The organism is Rhodococcus sp. MEB041 (assembly GCF_030208955.1).
In the GTDB taxonomy this organism is placed as follows: Bacteria; Actinomycetota; Actinomycetes; order Mycobacteriales; family Mycobacteriaceae; genus Rhodococcoides.
This window is the reverse complement of record NZ_JARVSZ010000001.1, coordinates 447,879-462,917: the sequence shown is the minus strand read 5'-3', so window position 1 is coordinate 462,917 and position 15,039 is coordinate 447,879. Positions and strand designations below refer to the sequence as shown.

14 protein-coding genes are annotated in these 15,039 nt (G+C 68.2%); 4 read left to right on the top strand and 10 right to left on the bottom strand.

Annotated features, from left to right (window positions below):
• Positions 1 to 31: 31 nt before the first annotated feature.
• From QRN16_RS02170 to QRN16_RS02145, 6 genes are all read right to left on the bottom strand, one after another.
• A complete protein-coding gene (locus QRN16_RS02170) occupies positions 32 to 679 on the bottom strand; it encodes an SDR family oxidoreductase (protein WP_285184441.1) in 648 nt (215 codons plus the stop codon).
• Positions 680 to 776: 97 nt separating this feature from the next.
• On the bottom strand, positions 777 to 2,042 hold the full coding sequence (locus tag QRN16_RS02165) for an ABC transporter permease (protein ID WP_027504732.1): 1,266 nt from the start codon (positions 2,040 to 2,042) through the stop codon (positions 777 to 779).
• Entirely contained in the window at positions 2,042 to 3,241 is a 1,200-nt protein-coding gene (locus tag QRN16_RS02160; protein WP_231476227.1) for an ABC transporter permease, read from the bottom strand. Before QRN16_RS02160 ends, QRN16_RS02165 begins: the two co-directional genes overlap by 1 nt.
• Entirely contained in the window at positions 3,238 to 4,815 is a 1,578-nt protein-coding gene (locus QRN16_RS02155; RefSeq protein ID WP_285184440.1) for an ABC transporter ATP-binding protein, read from the bottom strand. Before QRN16_RS02155 ends, QRN16_RS02160 begins: the two co-directional genes overlap by 4 nt.
• Before the next feature lie 2 nt (positions 4,816 to 4,817).
• The gene (locus QRN16_RS02150; protein WP_285184439.1) at positions 4,818 to 5,762 is read right to left on the bottom strand and encodes a BMP family lipoprotein; all 945 of its coding nucleotides are present in this window, start codon (positions 5,760 to 5,762) and stop codon (positions 4,818 to 4,820) included.
• A 307-nt stretch (positions 5,763 to 6,069) separates the two neighbouring features.
• The gene (locus QRN16_RS02145; protein ID WP_027504730.1) at positions 6,070 to 6,270 is read right to left on the bottom strand and encodes a cold-shock protein; all 201 of its coding nucleotides are present in this window, start codon (positions 6,268 to 6,270) and stop codon (positions 6,070 to 6,072) included.
• Between the two features lie 254 nt (positions 6,271 to 6,524).
• Between QRN16_RS02145 and thiM the strand changes: the two genes are divergently transcribed.
• Complete coding sequence (thiM, locus tag QRN16_RS02140; protein ID WP_222630550.1) at positions 6,525 to 7,355, top strand: hydroxyethylthiazole kinase; 831 nt, start codon at positions 6,525 to 6,527, stop codon at positions 7,353 to 7,355.
• On the top strand, positions 7,352 to 8,545 hold the full coding sequence (gene glsA / locus QRN16_RS02135) for a glutaminase A (RefSeq protein ID WP_056442424.1): 1,194 nt from the start codon (positions 7,352 to 7,354) through the stop codon (positions 8,543 to 8,545). Before thiM ends, glsA begins: the two co-directional genes overlap by 4 nt.
• Positions 8,546 to 8,603: 58 nt before the next feature.
• On the opposite strand, the gene QRN16_RS02130 is transcribed toward glsA, so the two are convergent.
• Genes QRN16_RS02130 through QRN16_RS02120 form a run of 3 tightly spaced genes read right to left on the bottom strand, consistent with a single transcriptional unit; the run spans position 8,604 to position 12,127 of the window.
• Positions 8,604 to 9,503, bottom strand: a complete 900-nt coding sequence (locus tag QRN16_RS02130) for a pseudouridine synthase (RefSeq protein ID WP_285184437.1) — start codon at positions 9,501 to 9,503, stop codon at positions 8,604 to 8,606.
• The gene (gene trhO, locus QRN16_RS02125; RefSeq protein WP_222639461.1) at positions 9,488 to 10,336 is read right to left on the bottom strand and encodes an oxygen-dependent tRNA uridine(34) hydroxylase TrhO; all 849 of its coding nucleotides are present in this window, start codon (positions 10,334 to 10,336) and stop codon (positions 9,488 to 9,490) included. Before trhO ends, QRN16_RS02130 begins: the two co-directional genes overlap by 16 nt.
• Before the next feature lie 45 nt (positions 10,337 to 10,381).
• Positions 10,382 to 12,127 carry an alkaline phosphatase D family protein gene (locus QRN16_RS02120; protein ID WP_502943970.1) on the bottom strand — a complete coding sequence of 582 codons (1,746 nt, stop codon included), beginning with the start codon at positions 12,125 to 12,127 and terminating at the stop codon, positions 10,382 to 10,384.
• On the opposite strand from QRN16_RS02120, the gene QRN16_RS02115 reads away from it, so the two are divergent.
• Both QRN16_RS02115 and QRN16_RS02110 read left to right on the top strand, forming a co-directional pair.
• Positions 12,126 to 13,154: an NADPH:quinone reductase gene (locus QRN16_RS02115; RefSeq protein ID WP_285184436.1), complete on the top strand. Its 1,029-nt coding sequence runs from the start codon at positions 12,126 to 12,128 to the stop codon at positions 13,152 to 13,154. The genes QRN16_RS02120 and QRN16_RS02115 overlap by 2 nt on opposite strands.
• 66 nt (positions 13,155 to 13,220) lie before the next feature.
• Positions 13,221 to 14,531, top strand: a complete 1,311-nt coding sequence (locus tag QRN16_RS02110) for an MCE family protein (protein WP_285184682.1) — start codon at positions 13,221 to 13,223, stop codon at positions 14,529 to 14,531.
• A 10-nt stretch (positions 14,532 to 14,541) separates the two neighbouring features.
• On the opposite strand, the gene QRN16_RS02105 is transcribed toward QRN16_RS02110, so the two are convergent.
• Positions 14,542 to 15,009, bottom strand: a complete 468-nt coding sequence (locus tag QRN16_RS02105) for a phosphoribosyltransferase (RefSeq protein ID WP_222645549.1) — start codon at positions 15,007 to 15,009, stop codon at positions 14,542 to 14,544.
• Positions 15,010 to 15,039 lie beyond the last annotated feature (30 nt).

The window sequence follows — 15,039 nt, the reverse complement described above, 5'->3', positions numbered from 1 at the left end:
CCTCTCACCCGGTGACCGTTCCGACCGGGAGTCAGCTCAGCGCGTCGGCGATGGGCGTCTCGCCCTGGTCGAACTCGATCATGCGGCCGGCGGTGGACGGGGTGTCGAGCACGGTGGCGATCACCGCGGCCACGTCGTCGCGACTGACCGAGGCGCCCGTCGCTCCCTGCTCCTTGGTGGTGATGGAGCCGGTGCCGGCGTCGTCGGTGAGACCGGACGGCGCGACGATGGTCCAGGACAGGTCACTGTTCTTCAGGTGCTGATCGGCCTCGGCCTTCGCCTCGGCGTACGCGTAGAAGGAGTCGTCCGGGGAGACACCGTGATCCGGTCCGGCACCGAAGTACGACACCAGCACGAACCGCGGGACGCCCGACGCGGACGCCGCGTCGATGCAGCGGATGGCGGCGTCGCGGTCCACGGAGTACGTGCGGTCGGCATCGCCACCCCCGGCGCCGGCAGCGAAGACGACGGCGTCGTGGCCGGTCACGGTTCCGGCGATCTCCTGGGTGGTCTGCGCCTCGACGTCCGCGACGACGGCGGTGGCGCCGGTCTTCTCGATGTCGGCGGTCTGATCGGGATTGCGGATCAGCGAGGTGACCTGGTGCCCACTCTCGGTCAGTATCTTCGCGAGCTTCAGGGCGATCTTGCCGTGGCCGCCGACGACTGCGATGCGTGACATGAGTTCCGGGTGTCCCTTCTTCGAGCACGGGCGGCCGTACGACCGTCCACGGAGGGGGGTTCCCTGCTGTCGGCGCCCGACAAACATCGGACGCCGATCAGGGATACGGTCTGCCCGCCGCGGCGGGACCACGCACCTTTCCGACGAGCCCGGCGACCGCCAGGATGGTGACCACGTAGGGCAGCATCAACATGAACTCGCTGGGTACCGGCGAGCCGATGATGCCCAGCACGTTCTGCAGGTTGGACGCGAATCCGAACAGCAGGGCCGCCAACGTCGCACGGACGGGATCCCATCGTCCGAAGATCACGGCGGCGAGGGCGATGTAGCCGGCACCCGCGGTCATCTCCTTGCCGAACGCACCGACCGACCCCAGGGTGAAGTACGCGCCGCCCATGCCGGCGATGGCGCCCGCGAGGCAGACGTTCCAGAAGCGGGTGCGTGCGACGTCGATACCCACGGAGTCAGCGGCGCGCGGATGCTCACCGACCGCGCGCAACCGCAGGCCCCACCGCGTGCGGAAGAGGCCGACGAACACGGCCGCCACAGCGATGTACATGACGTACTCGATGACCGTCTGCCGGAACAGCACCGGACCGATGATCGGGATCTGGGAGAGCAGCGGGATCTCGATGCGGGGGAAGCGCGGCGGCGTGTTCAGTGTCGCGGCACTGGGGACCAGCACCTTGGAGTACAGGAAGCTGGTGAGCCCGACGACGAGCACGTTGAGCACCACGCCGACGATGACCTGGTTGACGAAGTACCGGATGGAGAACACCGCGAGGACGCTGCCCACCAAGGCTCCTGCGACGAGTGCCGCGGCGAGACCGACGTACGGCGACCCGGTGAGCGTCGCGACCACCGCGCTGACGAACGCGCCGCCGAGGAGCTGGCCCTCGATGGCGATGTTGATGATGCCGACGCGCTCGGAGACGACGCCGCCGAGCGCACCGAAGATCAGCGGCGTGCTGAGGGCGACGGTTCCGAGGAGCAGCCCCGGCACGGGAATGGTCTCGCCCACCGCGGACCACGTGAGGAACAGCAGGACGAACGCGACGGCGAACACCGCGGTGACCGCCACCGGTGTGCGCTGCCCCGCCCGGGTGCGAACCGCACTGACCAGCGTGAGGGCGGCGAGCAGGATCACGAGCGCGATGCACGTGGCGCGCGCGGGCAGCCCCACGTCCGGCAACCTGACGAAGTCGCTGTCACTGGCCAGGGAGAACGTGCTGGTGCCGCTGTCGCCCCGCAGCCCGAAGGCCAGCAGCGCGACGACGGTGACGACACCCAGGACGACGGGAAGCTTCCAGGAGGCGGCGGGACGGGACCCGGCGTCAGGAGGAGCCGTGGCGAGTGTGCTCATCAGCTCACCCCTTTCGCTCGAGGTTCGGGTAGTCGGAACACCGCTCGCACCAGGGGCGGCGCGGCGATGAACAGGACGATGACCGACTGGACGACGAGCACGATGTCGATGGGGATCGACTCCGCGGCCTGCATCGCGAAGCCGCCCGCCTTGAAGGCTCCGAACAGGATGCCGGCGGCGAACACACCCCACGGACGCGAGCGCCCCAGCAGTGCCACCGTGATGGCGTCGAATCCGATGCCGGCGTCGATGTCAGCGGAGAAACCCGTGGTGACGGTACCGAGTACCTGTGCGACACCGGCGAGCCCGACCAGAGCACCCGACAGGACCATCGCGTAGATGTACACGCGCTCGACCTTGATGCCGGCCACGCGGGCCGCGGAGGCGTTCTCCCCCACGACACGGAACCGGAAGCCGACGCTCGACCTCTCGAGCAACCACCACACAGCTGCGGTCACGGCGATGACGAGGACGAAGCCCCAGTGCAGCGAGTACTTCGATCCGAACAGCGACGGCAGGATCGCGTCGTCCATCATCGCGGGCGTCTTGGGGTTGTTGGAGCCGGGTGCCTGCAGCGCGCCGGGAGTGCGCAGCAGGTACGAGATCAGGTAGAACGCGACGTAGTTGAGCATGATCGTCACGATCACCTCGTGCGCGCCGGTCCGCGCCCGCAGCAGTCCGGCGATGCCGCCCCACAGCGCGCCGCCGACGACACCGGCCAGGATCGCGACGATGAGGTGCACGTAGGGCGGCAGGTCGAAGGTGAACCCGACGTAGCCGGCACACGCGGCGGCGATCAGCATCTGGCCGCGGCCGCCGATGTTGAACATGCCGACCCGGAACGCCAGCGCGACACCGAGACCCGCGGCGATCAGCGGGGTGGCGAAGGTGAGGGTCTCGGTGAGCGGACGGATACCGTCCGCGAACCGAGGCCGTCGGAAGTTGTAGACACTGCCCTGGAAGAGCGCCGAGTAGGCGCCCCAGACCGAGTCCCAGATCGCGGAGAGCATGTCCGTGGGCCGCGAGAAGAAGTAGCCCGCCGTCTCACGCACCTGCGGATCGGTGACGGCGATGAGAATCGCGCCGACCACGAACGCCATCAGGACCGACAGCAGGGACAGCAGCACACTGCCACTGGCGATCTTGCGCAGCACCGACTCGGACGTGGACGGCGGCGTCGCGGTGTCCGTCGCGGTCACGCGGCTCCCTCGGTGTTCGCGTCGGTGGAGTGGCCTCCGGCCATGAGCAGTCCCAACTCTTCTCGTGAGGCGTCGCCGGACACGATGCCGACGACGGCGCCTCGGTACATCACCGCGATGCGGTCGGCCAGCGCCGACACCTCGTCCAGCTCGGACGAGATCACGATGACGGGGGTGCCCGCGTCCCGCGTCGCGACGATGCGCTTGTGCACGAATTCGATGGATCCCACGTCGATTCCGCGCGTGGGTTGCGACGCGATGAGCAGGCGCAGATCGCGCCCGAGTTCCCGTGCGAGCACGACCTTCTGCTGGTTACCGCCCGAGAGTCTGCCGACGGCCGTGTCGATGCTCGGCGTGCGGATGTCGAACTCCGACACCTTCTCCGACGCGAACGACCGGAGGAAGGACCGCACGATGCTGCCACGAGCGGAGAACGGCCCGCCGTGCGACCGGTCGAGCATGAGGTTCTCGGCGATGGTGAACTCGCCGACGAGCCCGTCCTCGGTGCGGTCCTCGGGAACGAAACCCACACCGGCGTCGAGCACGGACTTCACGTCGCGACCGACCAGCGAGGCACCGTCGAGCGTGATCTGACCGGTCATCGCCGGATGCAGACCCAGCAGTGCTTCGGCGAGCTCCGTCTGACCGTTGCCCTGCACGCCCGCGATCGCCAGGATCTCGCCGGCGCGCACCTCGAAGGACACGTCGTTCACCACCGGGCCGGCAGCACCCGGAACCGTCAGGTTCGACACGACCAGCGCGGCATCCCCCAGCTGCGCCGGGTCCTTGGCGACGCGCAACTGCACGTCGCGACCGACCATGAGGGACGCCAGTTCGCCGTCGGTGGCGGTCGGCTCGGCCTGGCCGACGACCTTCCCGAGGCGGACGACGGTGATGCGATCGGCGACCACGCGCACCTCACGCAGCTTGTGCGTGATGAAGACGATGGCCGTTCCCGCCTCGGCGAGCTGACGCATGATCGTCATCAGCTCGTCGGTCTCCTGCGGGGTGAGGACCGCCGTCGGCTCGTCGAAGACCAGGATGTCGGCCTCGCGGGAGAGCGCCTTGATGATCTCGACGCGCTGCTGCACGCCGACCGGGAGATCGCCCACTCTCGCGTCCGGATCCACGTCGAATCCGAAGCGGGCCGACACCTCCCGTACCAGCGCACGAGCCGCGTCGAGATCGAGGCGACCGCCGAACGTCGTCTTCTCGTTGCCCAGGATGATGTTCTCGGCGACGGTGAACACCGGGATCAACATGAAGTGCTGGTGCACCATGCCGATCCCGGCGGTCATCGCCTCGCCGGGGCCGGCGAAGGTGCGCCGCTCCCCGTCGATGAGGATCTCGCCCTCCTCCGCCCGGTACAGGCCGCTGAGGACGTTCATCAGCGTCGACTTCCCGGCACCGTTCTCACCGAGCAGGCAGTGGATCTCCCCCGCCTCGACGGTCAGATCGATGTGGTCGTTGGCGACCAGGGAACCGAAACGCTTGGTGATGCCCCGGAGTTCGAGCTTCGGCAGGTCGTGCACGGGGCTGCTGTCGAGCGTGGACGCGGTGTCGTTCGACGCCATCGTCAGTTGGGCGACGAGGGCGACGTGACCGTGATCGATCCGTCGATGATGCCCGCGCGGATCGTGTCGAGTTCACCCTGCAGAGCCGGATCGACCTGCGACTCGAAATCGTGGAACGGAGCGATGCCGACACCGTCGTTCTCGAGCGTGCCGACGTACGGGGTGTTGTCGAAGGAGCCGTCGCCGACCGCCTTGACCACTTCCTCGGTACTGGTGGCGAGGCCCTTGGTCACCGACGTGAGCACCAGGTCGGAGACCGACGGGTCGGAGACGTACACGTCGGCGTCGGCGCCGATCAGCGCGATCGGACGGTTCGCGTCACGGATGGCCTGGGCAGCGGACTGGTAGATCGGACCACCGACCGGGAAGATGACGTCGGCGTTCTGGTCGATGAGGCCCTGCGCGGTGTTCTTCGCGACCTCGTTCGCCTCGAATCCACCTGTGAAGGAGCCGTTCTGGGCGTCGACGTCCCAACCGATGACGCGCACGTCGCGGTTCTTCTGCTCGTTGAAGTACTTCACACCGTCGGCGAAGCCGTCCATGAAGATGGTGACGGTGGGGAACTGCGATCCGCCGAAGGTACCGACAGTGTTGGTCTTGCTGTAGCTCGCTGCGGCGTAGCCGGCGAGGAACGCGGACTGCGCCGTGTCGTAGGTCAGCGGCTTGACGTTGTCCAGTTCGATGGACGAGTCGTCGACGATGGCGAAGTTGATGTCGGTGTTCTGCTCCGCGGCTTCCTTGGTGGCGTCCGCGAGCGCGAAACCGACCGTGACCACCAGTCCGCAGCCCTGATCGACGAGGTTGTTCAGGTTGGGCGTGTAGTCCGTCGGGGAGTTCGACTGCACCGTGATCGGCTCGACGTTCAGTTCGCCGGCCGCGGTCTGCAGGCCCTCGTAGCTCAGCTGGTTGAAGGACTTGTCGTCGAAGCCGCCGGAGTCGGAGACCATGCACGGGGTGAAGTCACCCGAGTCGGATCCGCCGCTCGCGCTGTCTTCCGGCGCTGACCCACAGGCGGTGACCAGGGTGAACGCGCTCGCGACTGCGACGGTGGAGAGTGTTGCTCTGGAAAGGGTGTTCGGCACGGGTGTGCTCCGTTTCGCTCGTGGCTGTGATGGAACATTAACCCGAGCGTCGGACGAGCGCCGAGCGTCCGTCCGAAAACCTGCATGCGACCCCACCCCCGGACATGCCACTGGGGCCGGACACCTGTCGGTGTCCGGCCCCAGTGTGAAGTTTCGGTGGGTTACTCCGAAATCAGATCGCGCGAACGCCGCTCGCCTGAGGACCCTTGGCGCCCGAGGTGACCTCGAACTCGACGCGCTGGTTCTCTTCGAGGCTCTTGAAGCCGGTGCCCTGGATCTCGGAGAAGTGGACGAACACGTCAGGTCCATCTTCCTGAGCGATGAAGCCGAAGCCCTTTTCGGCGTTGAACCACTTGACGGTGCCCTGAGTCATGGTGTTGCTCCCTACAGCTGATACTTCGAGTTTCACACCGTGTGAAACCCGGGCCGGCACTGAACGTGACGAACTCCGAGTTTCCTCAGAAAGACGCACACGCTCGCAACTACAAGTTCCCAGCGAGCGTGCATGAACACGAACACACAAAAACTACGACCTGTCAGCTGCGATAAGGCTACAACACACCGGGGACCATGCGCCACCGGTACCGCGTGAGGTGACGCGAAGCACCGAGCGGGTATACCCGTCTCATGACCGACCCGACGACCTCCGTGGCCGACGCGCTCGTCGCGCTGCGTGACCGCGCGCCCCTCGTCCACGCCGTGACCAATTACGTCACAGCGGGTTTCACCGCGAACGTGCTCCTCGCCGCCGGTGCCAGTGCGGCCATGGTGGACAACGAGGACGAGGCGGCGCTGTTCGCCGGGGTGGCCGACGCGGTGCTGATCAACCTCGGCACGCCCCAGCCGCAGCTGCGTGAGGTGTACCTGGCCACCGCGGCGGCCGCCGCGGCTGCGGGCACCCCGTGGGTGCTGGACCCCATCGCTGCCGGTGGACTGCCGTGGCGCGGCGCACTCGCCCGCGACCTTCTCGAGCACCGACCCGCAGCCGTGCGGGGAAACGCTTCCGAGATCATCGGTCTCCACCGCCTGACCGGACTCGACACCGACGAGCGGAACGGGTCCGGACGCGGCGTGGACAGCTCGGACGATCCGGCGGACGCTGTCGACGCCGCACGTGGCCTGCTCGCCTACTCGACAGCGGTGTCCGCGAGTGGGGCGATCGACCACATCGCCCACGAGGGCGGACTCGCGACGGTGCACGGCGGCAGCGTCCTCATGACGAAGGTGACCGGAACCGGGTGTTCGCTCGGAGCTCTCGTCGCCGCGTACTGCGCCGCCGTCGACGACCACGGAGTCGCGACGATCGCGGCCCACACGCACGCGACGGTCGCCGCCGACATCGCGGCCGAGACCGCCACCGCGCCCGGCTCGTTCGCGGTCGCCTACCTGGACGCACTGCACGCCGTCACTCCCGACGACATCCTCCGGCGCGCGCACGTCGAGTGGCTGCCACGGTGACGTCACCGATCACCGACTACCTGGAGGCCGTGCTGCGCGACTGCCGGAACTCGGACGGCGGCGAGGTCCTCACGGGCAACCGCATCCTCTCGGAAGCCGACCCCGACGTGTTCTCGGTCGCCGTCGTCACCGTCGAGGGCACGGTCTACTGCGCCGGCGACGTGGACTCGTCCTTCTCGATCCAGTCCATCTCCAAGGCACTCACCTACGCCCTCGCGCTGGCCGACCGTGGGCTCGACGCCGTGCACCGCAAGATCGACGTCGAGCCGTCAGGCGACGCGTTCAACGAGATCTCGCTCGAACGCGACACCGGCCGACCACGCAACGCGCTCATCAATGCCGGTGCCATCGCGGCACACTCGTTGGTCGAGGGGCGTGACGTCGAGCATCGCGTCGACCGGATCCTCGCGCTGCACTCCGCGTTCGTCGGCCGCGACCTCTCGATCGACGACGACGTGTTCGACGCCGAGATGGAGTCGAGCGACCGGAACCTGGCGCTCGCCCACATGCTCGCCTCGGTGAAGGTCCTCGAGTGCGATGCACACGAGGTCGTCACCGGGTACGCCAGGCAGTGCAGCATCGACGTCACCACACCCGATCTCGCGATGCTCGCCGCGACGATGGCGAACGGCGGTGTCCATCCCGAGAGCGGCGAGCGGGTGGCGACGTCCGCCGTCGTGCGACAGGTGCTCTCGACCATGACCACGTGCGGGATGTACGACGGCACGGGCGACTGGATCGCGAACGTCGGCATTCCCGCGAAGAGCGGTGTGTCCGGCGCGATCATCGGGGTGCTGCCCGGTCAGCTCGGGATCGCCGTCCACTCCCCACGACTCGACGACCGGGGCAACAGCGTGCGCGGGGTCGAGGTGTTCGAGCGACTGTCGCGGGACATGGATCTGCACATGATGGACATCGCCCCGTCCGGTCACTCCGCGGTGCGCCGGGCCCGTGAGGAGGACGGCCGCACGGTGTACGAGCTGCAGGGCGACATCCGGTTCGCCGGCGCGGAGAACATCATGAGCCGCGTCCTGGCAGACCTTCCGGACGAGCCGACACGCATCGGCTTCGAGCTCGAGCCCGCCCGAGCGGTCAACGGAGCTGCGGTGCGGCTGCTCGGTGAGCTGATCGAGCGACTGCGCGGCGACGGCCACGACGTCGAGGTGGACGACCCCAACGGGCTCATGTAGCGGGAAGGCCGGAGGCCGGCCGGGGTCGGAAAGTGGGAAGGCCGGAGGCCGGCCGGAATCAGACGAGCCGGAGTTCTCTCCGTGAGCTGAAGGTGCGGGGGTCGCCGGTGAGCGGATCGGTGAAGCTCAACCGGCGCGCGAGCAACTGCAGGGGTGTCGAGAAGTCGTCGGGCGCCACGGACGTGAACGTCGGGTAGTACGGGTCGCCGTGGATCGGGATGCCGAGCGAGGAGAGATGCAGGCGCAGCTGATGCGTCTTGCCCGTGCGAGGAAAGAGCCGGTAGCGCGCCGCGTCGCCCACCCTCTCGATGATCTCCACCCGTGTCTCGCTGTTCGGCTCACCCGGTTCCTCGTGCGCGGTCATGACGCCGTGTTCCTTGACGATCCGGCTCTCGACACTGCGCGGGAAGGTGAGGCCGGGGTCGAATCCGGCGACGGCCTCGTACTCCTTGTCCACGCTCCCGTCGACGAAGAGGTCCTGGTACGCCCGGCGGAATCGGGCTGCTCTGGTGAACATCAGGACTCCCGCGGTGGCGCGGTCGAGCCGATGGGCCGGCGTGATGTCCGGCTCGTCGAAGAGCCGCCGCAGCCGCACCGTCGCGGTCTCGGTGATGTGACGCCCGCGCGGGATGGTCGCGAGGAAGTGGGGCTTGTCGACGACGACGATCGCGTCGTCGACGTGCAGGATCTCCATCTCGAAGGGAACCGGCACCTCGGGCTCCGGGATCCGGTGGAAGTGCACGACGGCACCGGCGCGATAGGCCGTGTCCTCGCTGTACGGGCGGCCGCGCTCGTCGACCACCTCCCCCGCCGCCATCGTCGCCCGCCACGCGTCGCCGGGCAGCACGCTCTCCAGATATTCGAGCGTGGTCGCCGGATGCTCGCCGTGGGGCAACCGATGCCGCAGCGGTGCGAGCCCGTCCCGGAACGGCAACGGCACGGTCACGTGGGGACGCACTCGGTGCAGACCAGAGCCAACCCACGACCGTGGCCGTCGTCCGTGTCGAGGTACCGCGAGGTGGGAACATCGCAGCGTGAACAGGTTCCGATGACGGCCGGTTGGTCGGAGAACGAGACGGTGCCGCGCTGATCGAACACGTACAGCGACCCGGACCAGAGCCCGTCGTCCCCGTACCGCTCGCCGTACCGCACGATGCCGCCGTCCAGCTGGTAGACCTCCTCGAAGCCGCGCGAGCGCATCAAGGAGGACAACACCTCACATCGCACGCCCCCGGTGCAGTAGGTGACGACGGGCTTCGACTTCAGATGGTCGAACACCCCGGAATCCAACTGCGCCAGGAACTCTCGCGTGTTCTCGACGTCCGGAACCACAGCGCCGTCGAAACGTCCGATCGCGGCCTCGAAGGCATTGCGGCCGTCGAGGAAGACGACGTCGTCCCCCCGCTCGGCCACCAGGTCGTGCACCTCCTCGGGTGCGAGGTGCCGGCCACCTCCCACGACGCCGTCCGCGGTCACGTGGAGTTCGTCCGGTACTCCGAAGGTCACGATCTCGGGACGCACCCGGACGCTGAGCTTGGGGAAGTCGTCGCCGCGGCCGTCCGACCACTTCACGTCCGCGGCCGCGAACGGCGCGTACTCACGAGTGCCGCGGACGTACTTCTTGACCGCGCGGACGTCGCCGCCCACCGTCGCGTTGATGCCGTGCGGGGAGACGATGATCCGGCCGGTGAGCCCGTGTGCGGACGCCAGGGTGTGCTGCCACAGCCGGACCGCCTCGGGGTCCGGAAGCGGCGTGAACACGTAGAACAGCACGATCTTGGGCGTCGACACGGAGGAACAGTCTAGATTCCCCGAGCCGGGGGTACGTCAGGGCAGTCAGGGAGCCAGGCGCGGAGCCGGAGCCACCGTCTGCGTGCCCGACCCGACGCGGAAACCCGCACCGAAGTAGGCCGTCGACGCGGGATCCTCCTTGGCGGTGACGTACCAGTGATCCATCTGCGCGCCCGACGGCGTCACCTCGAAGACACCGAACCCGTGCGTGTCGAGGTCGACGTACTTGACGTGGTGGTTGAAGGCCTTGAACGCCTCCTCCGCCACCCGTCCTACCGTGTGCTCCGGGACCTTCAGGAAGTCGTCGATGTTCGCCGAGGTGACCGACGTGACCACCAGCTCGGTCGCCACCGTTCCCGCCGCCGGGTACGCCGCGGAGTCGACCGGGATGTCGCAGGCCCACGAGGAGTGGATGTCGCCGGTGATGAACACGGTGTTGTCGACCCCCGCGGTACGGATCGCGTCGAGCAGCCTGCGCCGGTCGGCCGTGTACCCGTCCCACGGATCGGCGTTGTACGACACTCCGGCGGCCGGGAGCCCGAGCAGCTGGGTGACACCTCGCGCCGCCTCGGGGTCCAGAGGCGGAATCAGAGTCGGCGTGATCATCACCGGGTTGCCGATGATGCGCCACTGCGTGGGCGACGACGTCAGACCTGCCGTCAGCCAAGCCATCTGGTCGGCGCCGGTGATGGTGCGATCCGGCGAGTCCACCGCCGGGCCCTGGAACGGCAGCACCTGCTTCGAACGGTAGGTGCGAAGATCGAGCATCGACAGCTCCATCAGCGTCCCGAACCGCAGTCGGCGGTACAGGTGCCGGTTGTTCGCGGTTCCCGCAGCACGCACGGGCATCCACTCGTAGTAGGCCTGAACCGAGTTGGCCTTGCGCGAGGCCCAGTCCCCCTCGGTGTCCGGCTGATGGTTTTCGGCGCCCGTGGCGTAGGCGTCGTTCGCCGACTCGTGGTCGTCCCACGTGCAGATCCACGGAACACCTCGGTGAGCGGCCTGGAGATCCGGATCGGACTTGTACTGGCCGTGCCGGATTCGGTAGTCGGCGAGGGAGACGATCTCGTGCACTGGATCGTGCACTCGCACGACGCCGTTCTTGCCCTCGAAGCCGCCGGTCTCGTACTCGTAGATGTAGTCGCCCAGATGGATGATCGCATCGAGATCCTGGCGGGCCGCGAGATGGCGATACGCGGAGAAGTACCCCGACTCCCAATTGGCGCACGACACGACGCCGAATCGCAGGCGCGCGACGTCGGCCTCGGCGGCAGGGGCAGTACGGGTGGTGGCCACCGTCGACGACTCGCCCGCCGCCGTGAAGCGGTAGTGATAGGTCGTCGCCGGGCTCAGACCGGTGACGTCGACCTTCACCGTGTGGTCGGTGTCTGCAGAGGTGACGACGCTGCCCGAGCGCACCACGTCGGTCAGCGCGGCGTCGCGCGCCAGCTCCCACGTGACGGTGGTGGCCGGTCCACGGCCGGACCCCGGCGTCGCGTCGGGGGTCGGCGTGACGCGGGTCCACAGCAGGATCGCATCCTCGAGTGGGTCGCCCGAGGCGACGCCGTGTCGGAAGACGGACGACGACTGCGCCGCCGCGGTCCGCGCGGTGAGGGTCGCCGCGGCGCCCACCCCTGCGGCGAGGGTGGTGGTCCGGAGGAAGCCGCGGCGGTTCAGAGAAGTCTCGTGCACGCCCGTGAGTCCATGCCATGGGGGCCGATCGGTCAAGTGAACGTTCGAGCGGCGCCCTCTCAGGAACAGGACCCCCGGTCGAATCGTTGCCCCACACATGAAGGCAATCGTCTACACCGAGACCGGTGCACCCTCCGTCCTGACCGCAGTCGACCGCAACATCGTGGAGCCCGGCGTCGGCGAGGTGCGGGTGCGCCTCGTCGTCGCGGGGGTCAATCCCACCGACTGGAAGTCGCGGACGGGCGCGGGTCCGGGGCAGAAGCCCGCGTTCGACGAGGTGGTTCCGGGCCAGGACGGGGCCGGTGTCGTCGACGCGGTCGGCCCGGAGGTCGAGGGCATCGCCACCGGTGACCGGGTGTGGTTGCTGCTCGCCCAGCACGAGCGCCCCACCGGAACCGCCCAGGAGTTCACCGTCGTCCCGGCGGATCGCGTGGTCCGGCTGCCCGAGAACGTCGACTTCGACCTCGGCGCCTCGCTCGGCGTCCCGGCGGTGACCGCCCATCGCGCGCTCACCGTGTCCGAGGACGGACCGTCCCGTCTCCATCCGGGCGCACTGGACGGCAAGACCGTCCTGGTCGCCGGCGGTGCAGGTGCGGTCGGTCACGCCGCGATCCAACTGGCCCGCTGGGCCGGCGCCACCGTCATCACGACGGTGAGCGGCCCGGAGAAGGCAGGTCTGGCCACCGCAGCCCGTGCGCACCACATCGTCAACTACAAGTCCGGCGACGCTGTGGCTCGCATCCGCGAACTGGCTCCGCACGGTGTGGACATCATCGTCGAGGTGGCTCCCGCCCAGAACGCGGAGCTCGATGCCGCCGTCGCCGCACCCCGCGCGTCGGTCGCGATCTACGCGAACAACGGCGGCGACGCGGTCTCCATCGACATCCGCCCGAGCATGGTCGGCAACATTCGCTACCAGTTCGTGCTGCTGTACACCGTGGGAACCGCCGCTCTCGAGGCCGCGAAGCGCGACGTGACCGAGGCTGTTCGGGCCGGTGCACTTCCGGTCGGTGAGTCGCACGGGCTGCCGCTGCACCGCTTCTCTCTCGATGCCACGGCCGACGCTCATGCCGCCGTCGAGTCCGGGGTGACCGGAAAGGTGCTCATCGACATCAGCGCCCCGTGATCCTTTCGTGTCAACGGTCGAGAGGCCATTGACAAATGGTGTGATCGCGGTCACCATTCCCGGATGATGGTGCGCCGCCTTTCCGGTCTCGCGTTCTTTCTGGCCGTGGTGGCCTTCGTCGGCTTCACCACCGCGGTGTACGCCCGGACATTCGAGTCCGTGGTGACGGTGGAACTGCGCACCGATTCGGTGGGAAACGCGCTGCCACCCGACGCCGACGTCAAGGTGCGGGGAGTCATCGTCGGCCAGGTGCGATCGTCGACCACGGAGAACGGTGTCGTGATCTCCCGCATCGCGCTCGAGGAGGACTCCGCGCCGATGATTCCGGCGTCCGTGACGGCGCGTCTGTTGCCCAAGACGCTGTTCGGCGAGCGCTACGTCGCACTCCAGATTCCGCGGGGAGGGACGGGCACTCCCATCGCGGAAGGCGACGTCATCGAGCAGGACACGAGCGGCAACGCCATCGAGGTCGGCCAATTACTGGACAGCCTGCTGCCCTTGCTCGACGCCATTCCCCCGGACAAGTTGGCCACCACTCTGGGCGCGCTGTCGCAGGCCCTCGACGGGCGGGGCGAGGCACTCGGTCGCACACTCGACCGACTCGACGAGATCGTCACCGGCCTCAGCCGTGAGCTGCCGGCGCTGCAGCAGGATCTCGTCGACTTCGCCGCCCTGACGGAGACCTACTCCACCGCGGCTCCCGATCTGCTCGACGCACTCGACAATCTCACCGTCACGGGCAACACGCTCGTCGAGCGACGTCCCGCCGTCGACACGCTTCTGACGTCGGCGACCGCATCGTCCGGCAGCACCGCGGACCTGCTCGCGGCGAACGCCGAGTCGATCATCACCATCGCCGACGGCAGCAGAGAGACGTTGGAGTTGCTCGCCGAGTTCTCCCCCACGTTCGGGTGCATGCTGCCCAAGTTCGCGGGCCTGATCGGGGAGGCGAGACGCATTCTGGGAGTGGGTGATCCGTACCCCGGTGCGCGCGCCACCATCAATTTCGTCAACCCGCGCGGCGGCTACCTCCCCAACCAGGACGAACCGCGCCTCTTCGACGACAGGCCGGCCGCCTGCTATCAGGACGTCACCGCACCCGGACGGTTCTTCCCGCAGTACCCGGGCAGTGGACTCAACGACGGGTCGTACCAGGTGCCCTCACGCAATCCCGGCCCACAGGACATCGAGTACGCATCGCTCCCACAGCAGTCACCCGTTCCGGCCGACGCGTCGTACGCCGGATCGGACGCCGAGCGAGACACGCTGGCCGTCATCTACGGACAGGGCAGCGGCGTCGAGCCCATCGCGGTCCCGTCCTGGACGACGCTGATCGGCGCTCCCGCACTCCGCGGCGCCGAGGTGGCGATCCGCTGACGGCAGCAGGTCAATCCTGTTCGATGACCGGCTCCGAGGACCACGGGAACTCGATCCACAAATCGGTCTCCCGCCACGAGAAGTCCGGCGTGATGATGGTGCGGGGCTTGGTGTAGACGACGGCGGACTTCACCTCTGCTGCATGCTCTTTCAGCAAGCCCACGACCAGCGCGAGAGTGCGCCCGGAGTCGGCGACGTCGTCCACGACGAGCAGCTTCTTGCCCACGAGTGCATCGGTGTCGAGCAATGGCGCGAGCACCACCGGATCCGGCAGCGTCTCCTCGACGTCGGTGTAGAACTCGACGTTGAGCGTGCCGGCGGCCTTCACACCCATCGCGTAGGCCAGAGCCCCGGCCGGGATGAGTCCGCCGCGTGCGATCGCGATGACGATGTCCGGCCGGAAGCCACTGTCCACGACGGTGCGTGTGAGCTCACGCGACGCCGTGCCGAACAGGTCCCACGTCAGTGTCTCGCGCATGGGGACTCACGTTACCCGTGCCGGTGCCAC

Excerpts from the sequence above, each read along its gene's own strand:
- QRN16_RS02170 (WP_285184441.1), bottom strand. The coding sequence starts at position 679 with ATGTCACGCATCGCAGTCGTCGGCGGCCACGGCAAGATCGCCCTGAAG.
- QRN16_RS02165 (WP_027504732.1), bottom strand. The coding sequence starts at position 2,042 with ATGAGCACACTCGCCACGGCTCCTCCTGACGCCGGGTCCCGTCCCGCC.
- QRN16_RS02155 (WP_285184440.1), bottom strand. The coding sequence starts at position 4,815 with ATGGCGTCGAACGACACCGCGTCCACGCTCGACAGCAGCCCCGTGCAC.
- QRN16_RS02150 (WP_285184439.1), bottom strand. The coding sequence starts at position 5,762 with ATGGTCTCCGACTCCGGCGGCTTCGACGACAAGTCCTTCAACCAGCTG.
- QRN16_RS02145 (WP_027504730.1), bottom strand. The coding sequence starts at position 6,270 with ATGACTCAGGGCACCGTCAAGTGGTTCAACGCCGAAAAGGGCTTCGGC.
- thiM (WP_222630550.1), top strand. The coding sequence starts at position 6,525 with ATGACCGACCCGACGACCTCCGTGGCCGACGCGCTCGTCGCGCTGCGT.
- QRN16_RS02115 (WP_285184436.1), top strand. The coding sequence starts at position 12,126 with ATGAAGGCAATCGTCTACACCGAGACCGGTGCACCCTCCGTCCTGACC.
- QRN16_RS02120 (WP_502943970.1), bottom strand. The coding sequence starts at position 12,127 with ATGTGTGGGGCAACGATTCGACCGGGGGTCCTGTTCCTGAGAGGGCGC.
- QRN16_RS02110 (WP_285184682.1), top strand. The coding sequence starts at position 13,221 with ATGGTGCGCCGCCTTTCCGGTCTCGCGTTCTTTCTGGCCGTGGTGGCC.
- QRN16_RS02105 (WP_222645549.1), bottom strand. The coding sequence starts at position 15,009 with ATGCGCGAGACACTGACGTGGGACCTGTTCGGCACGGCGTCGCGTGAG.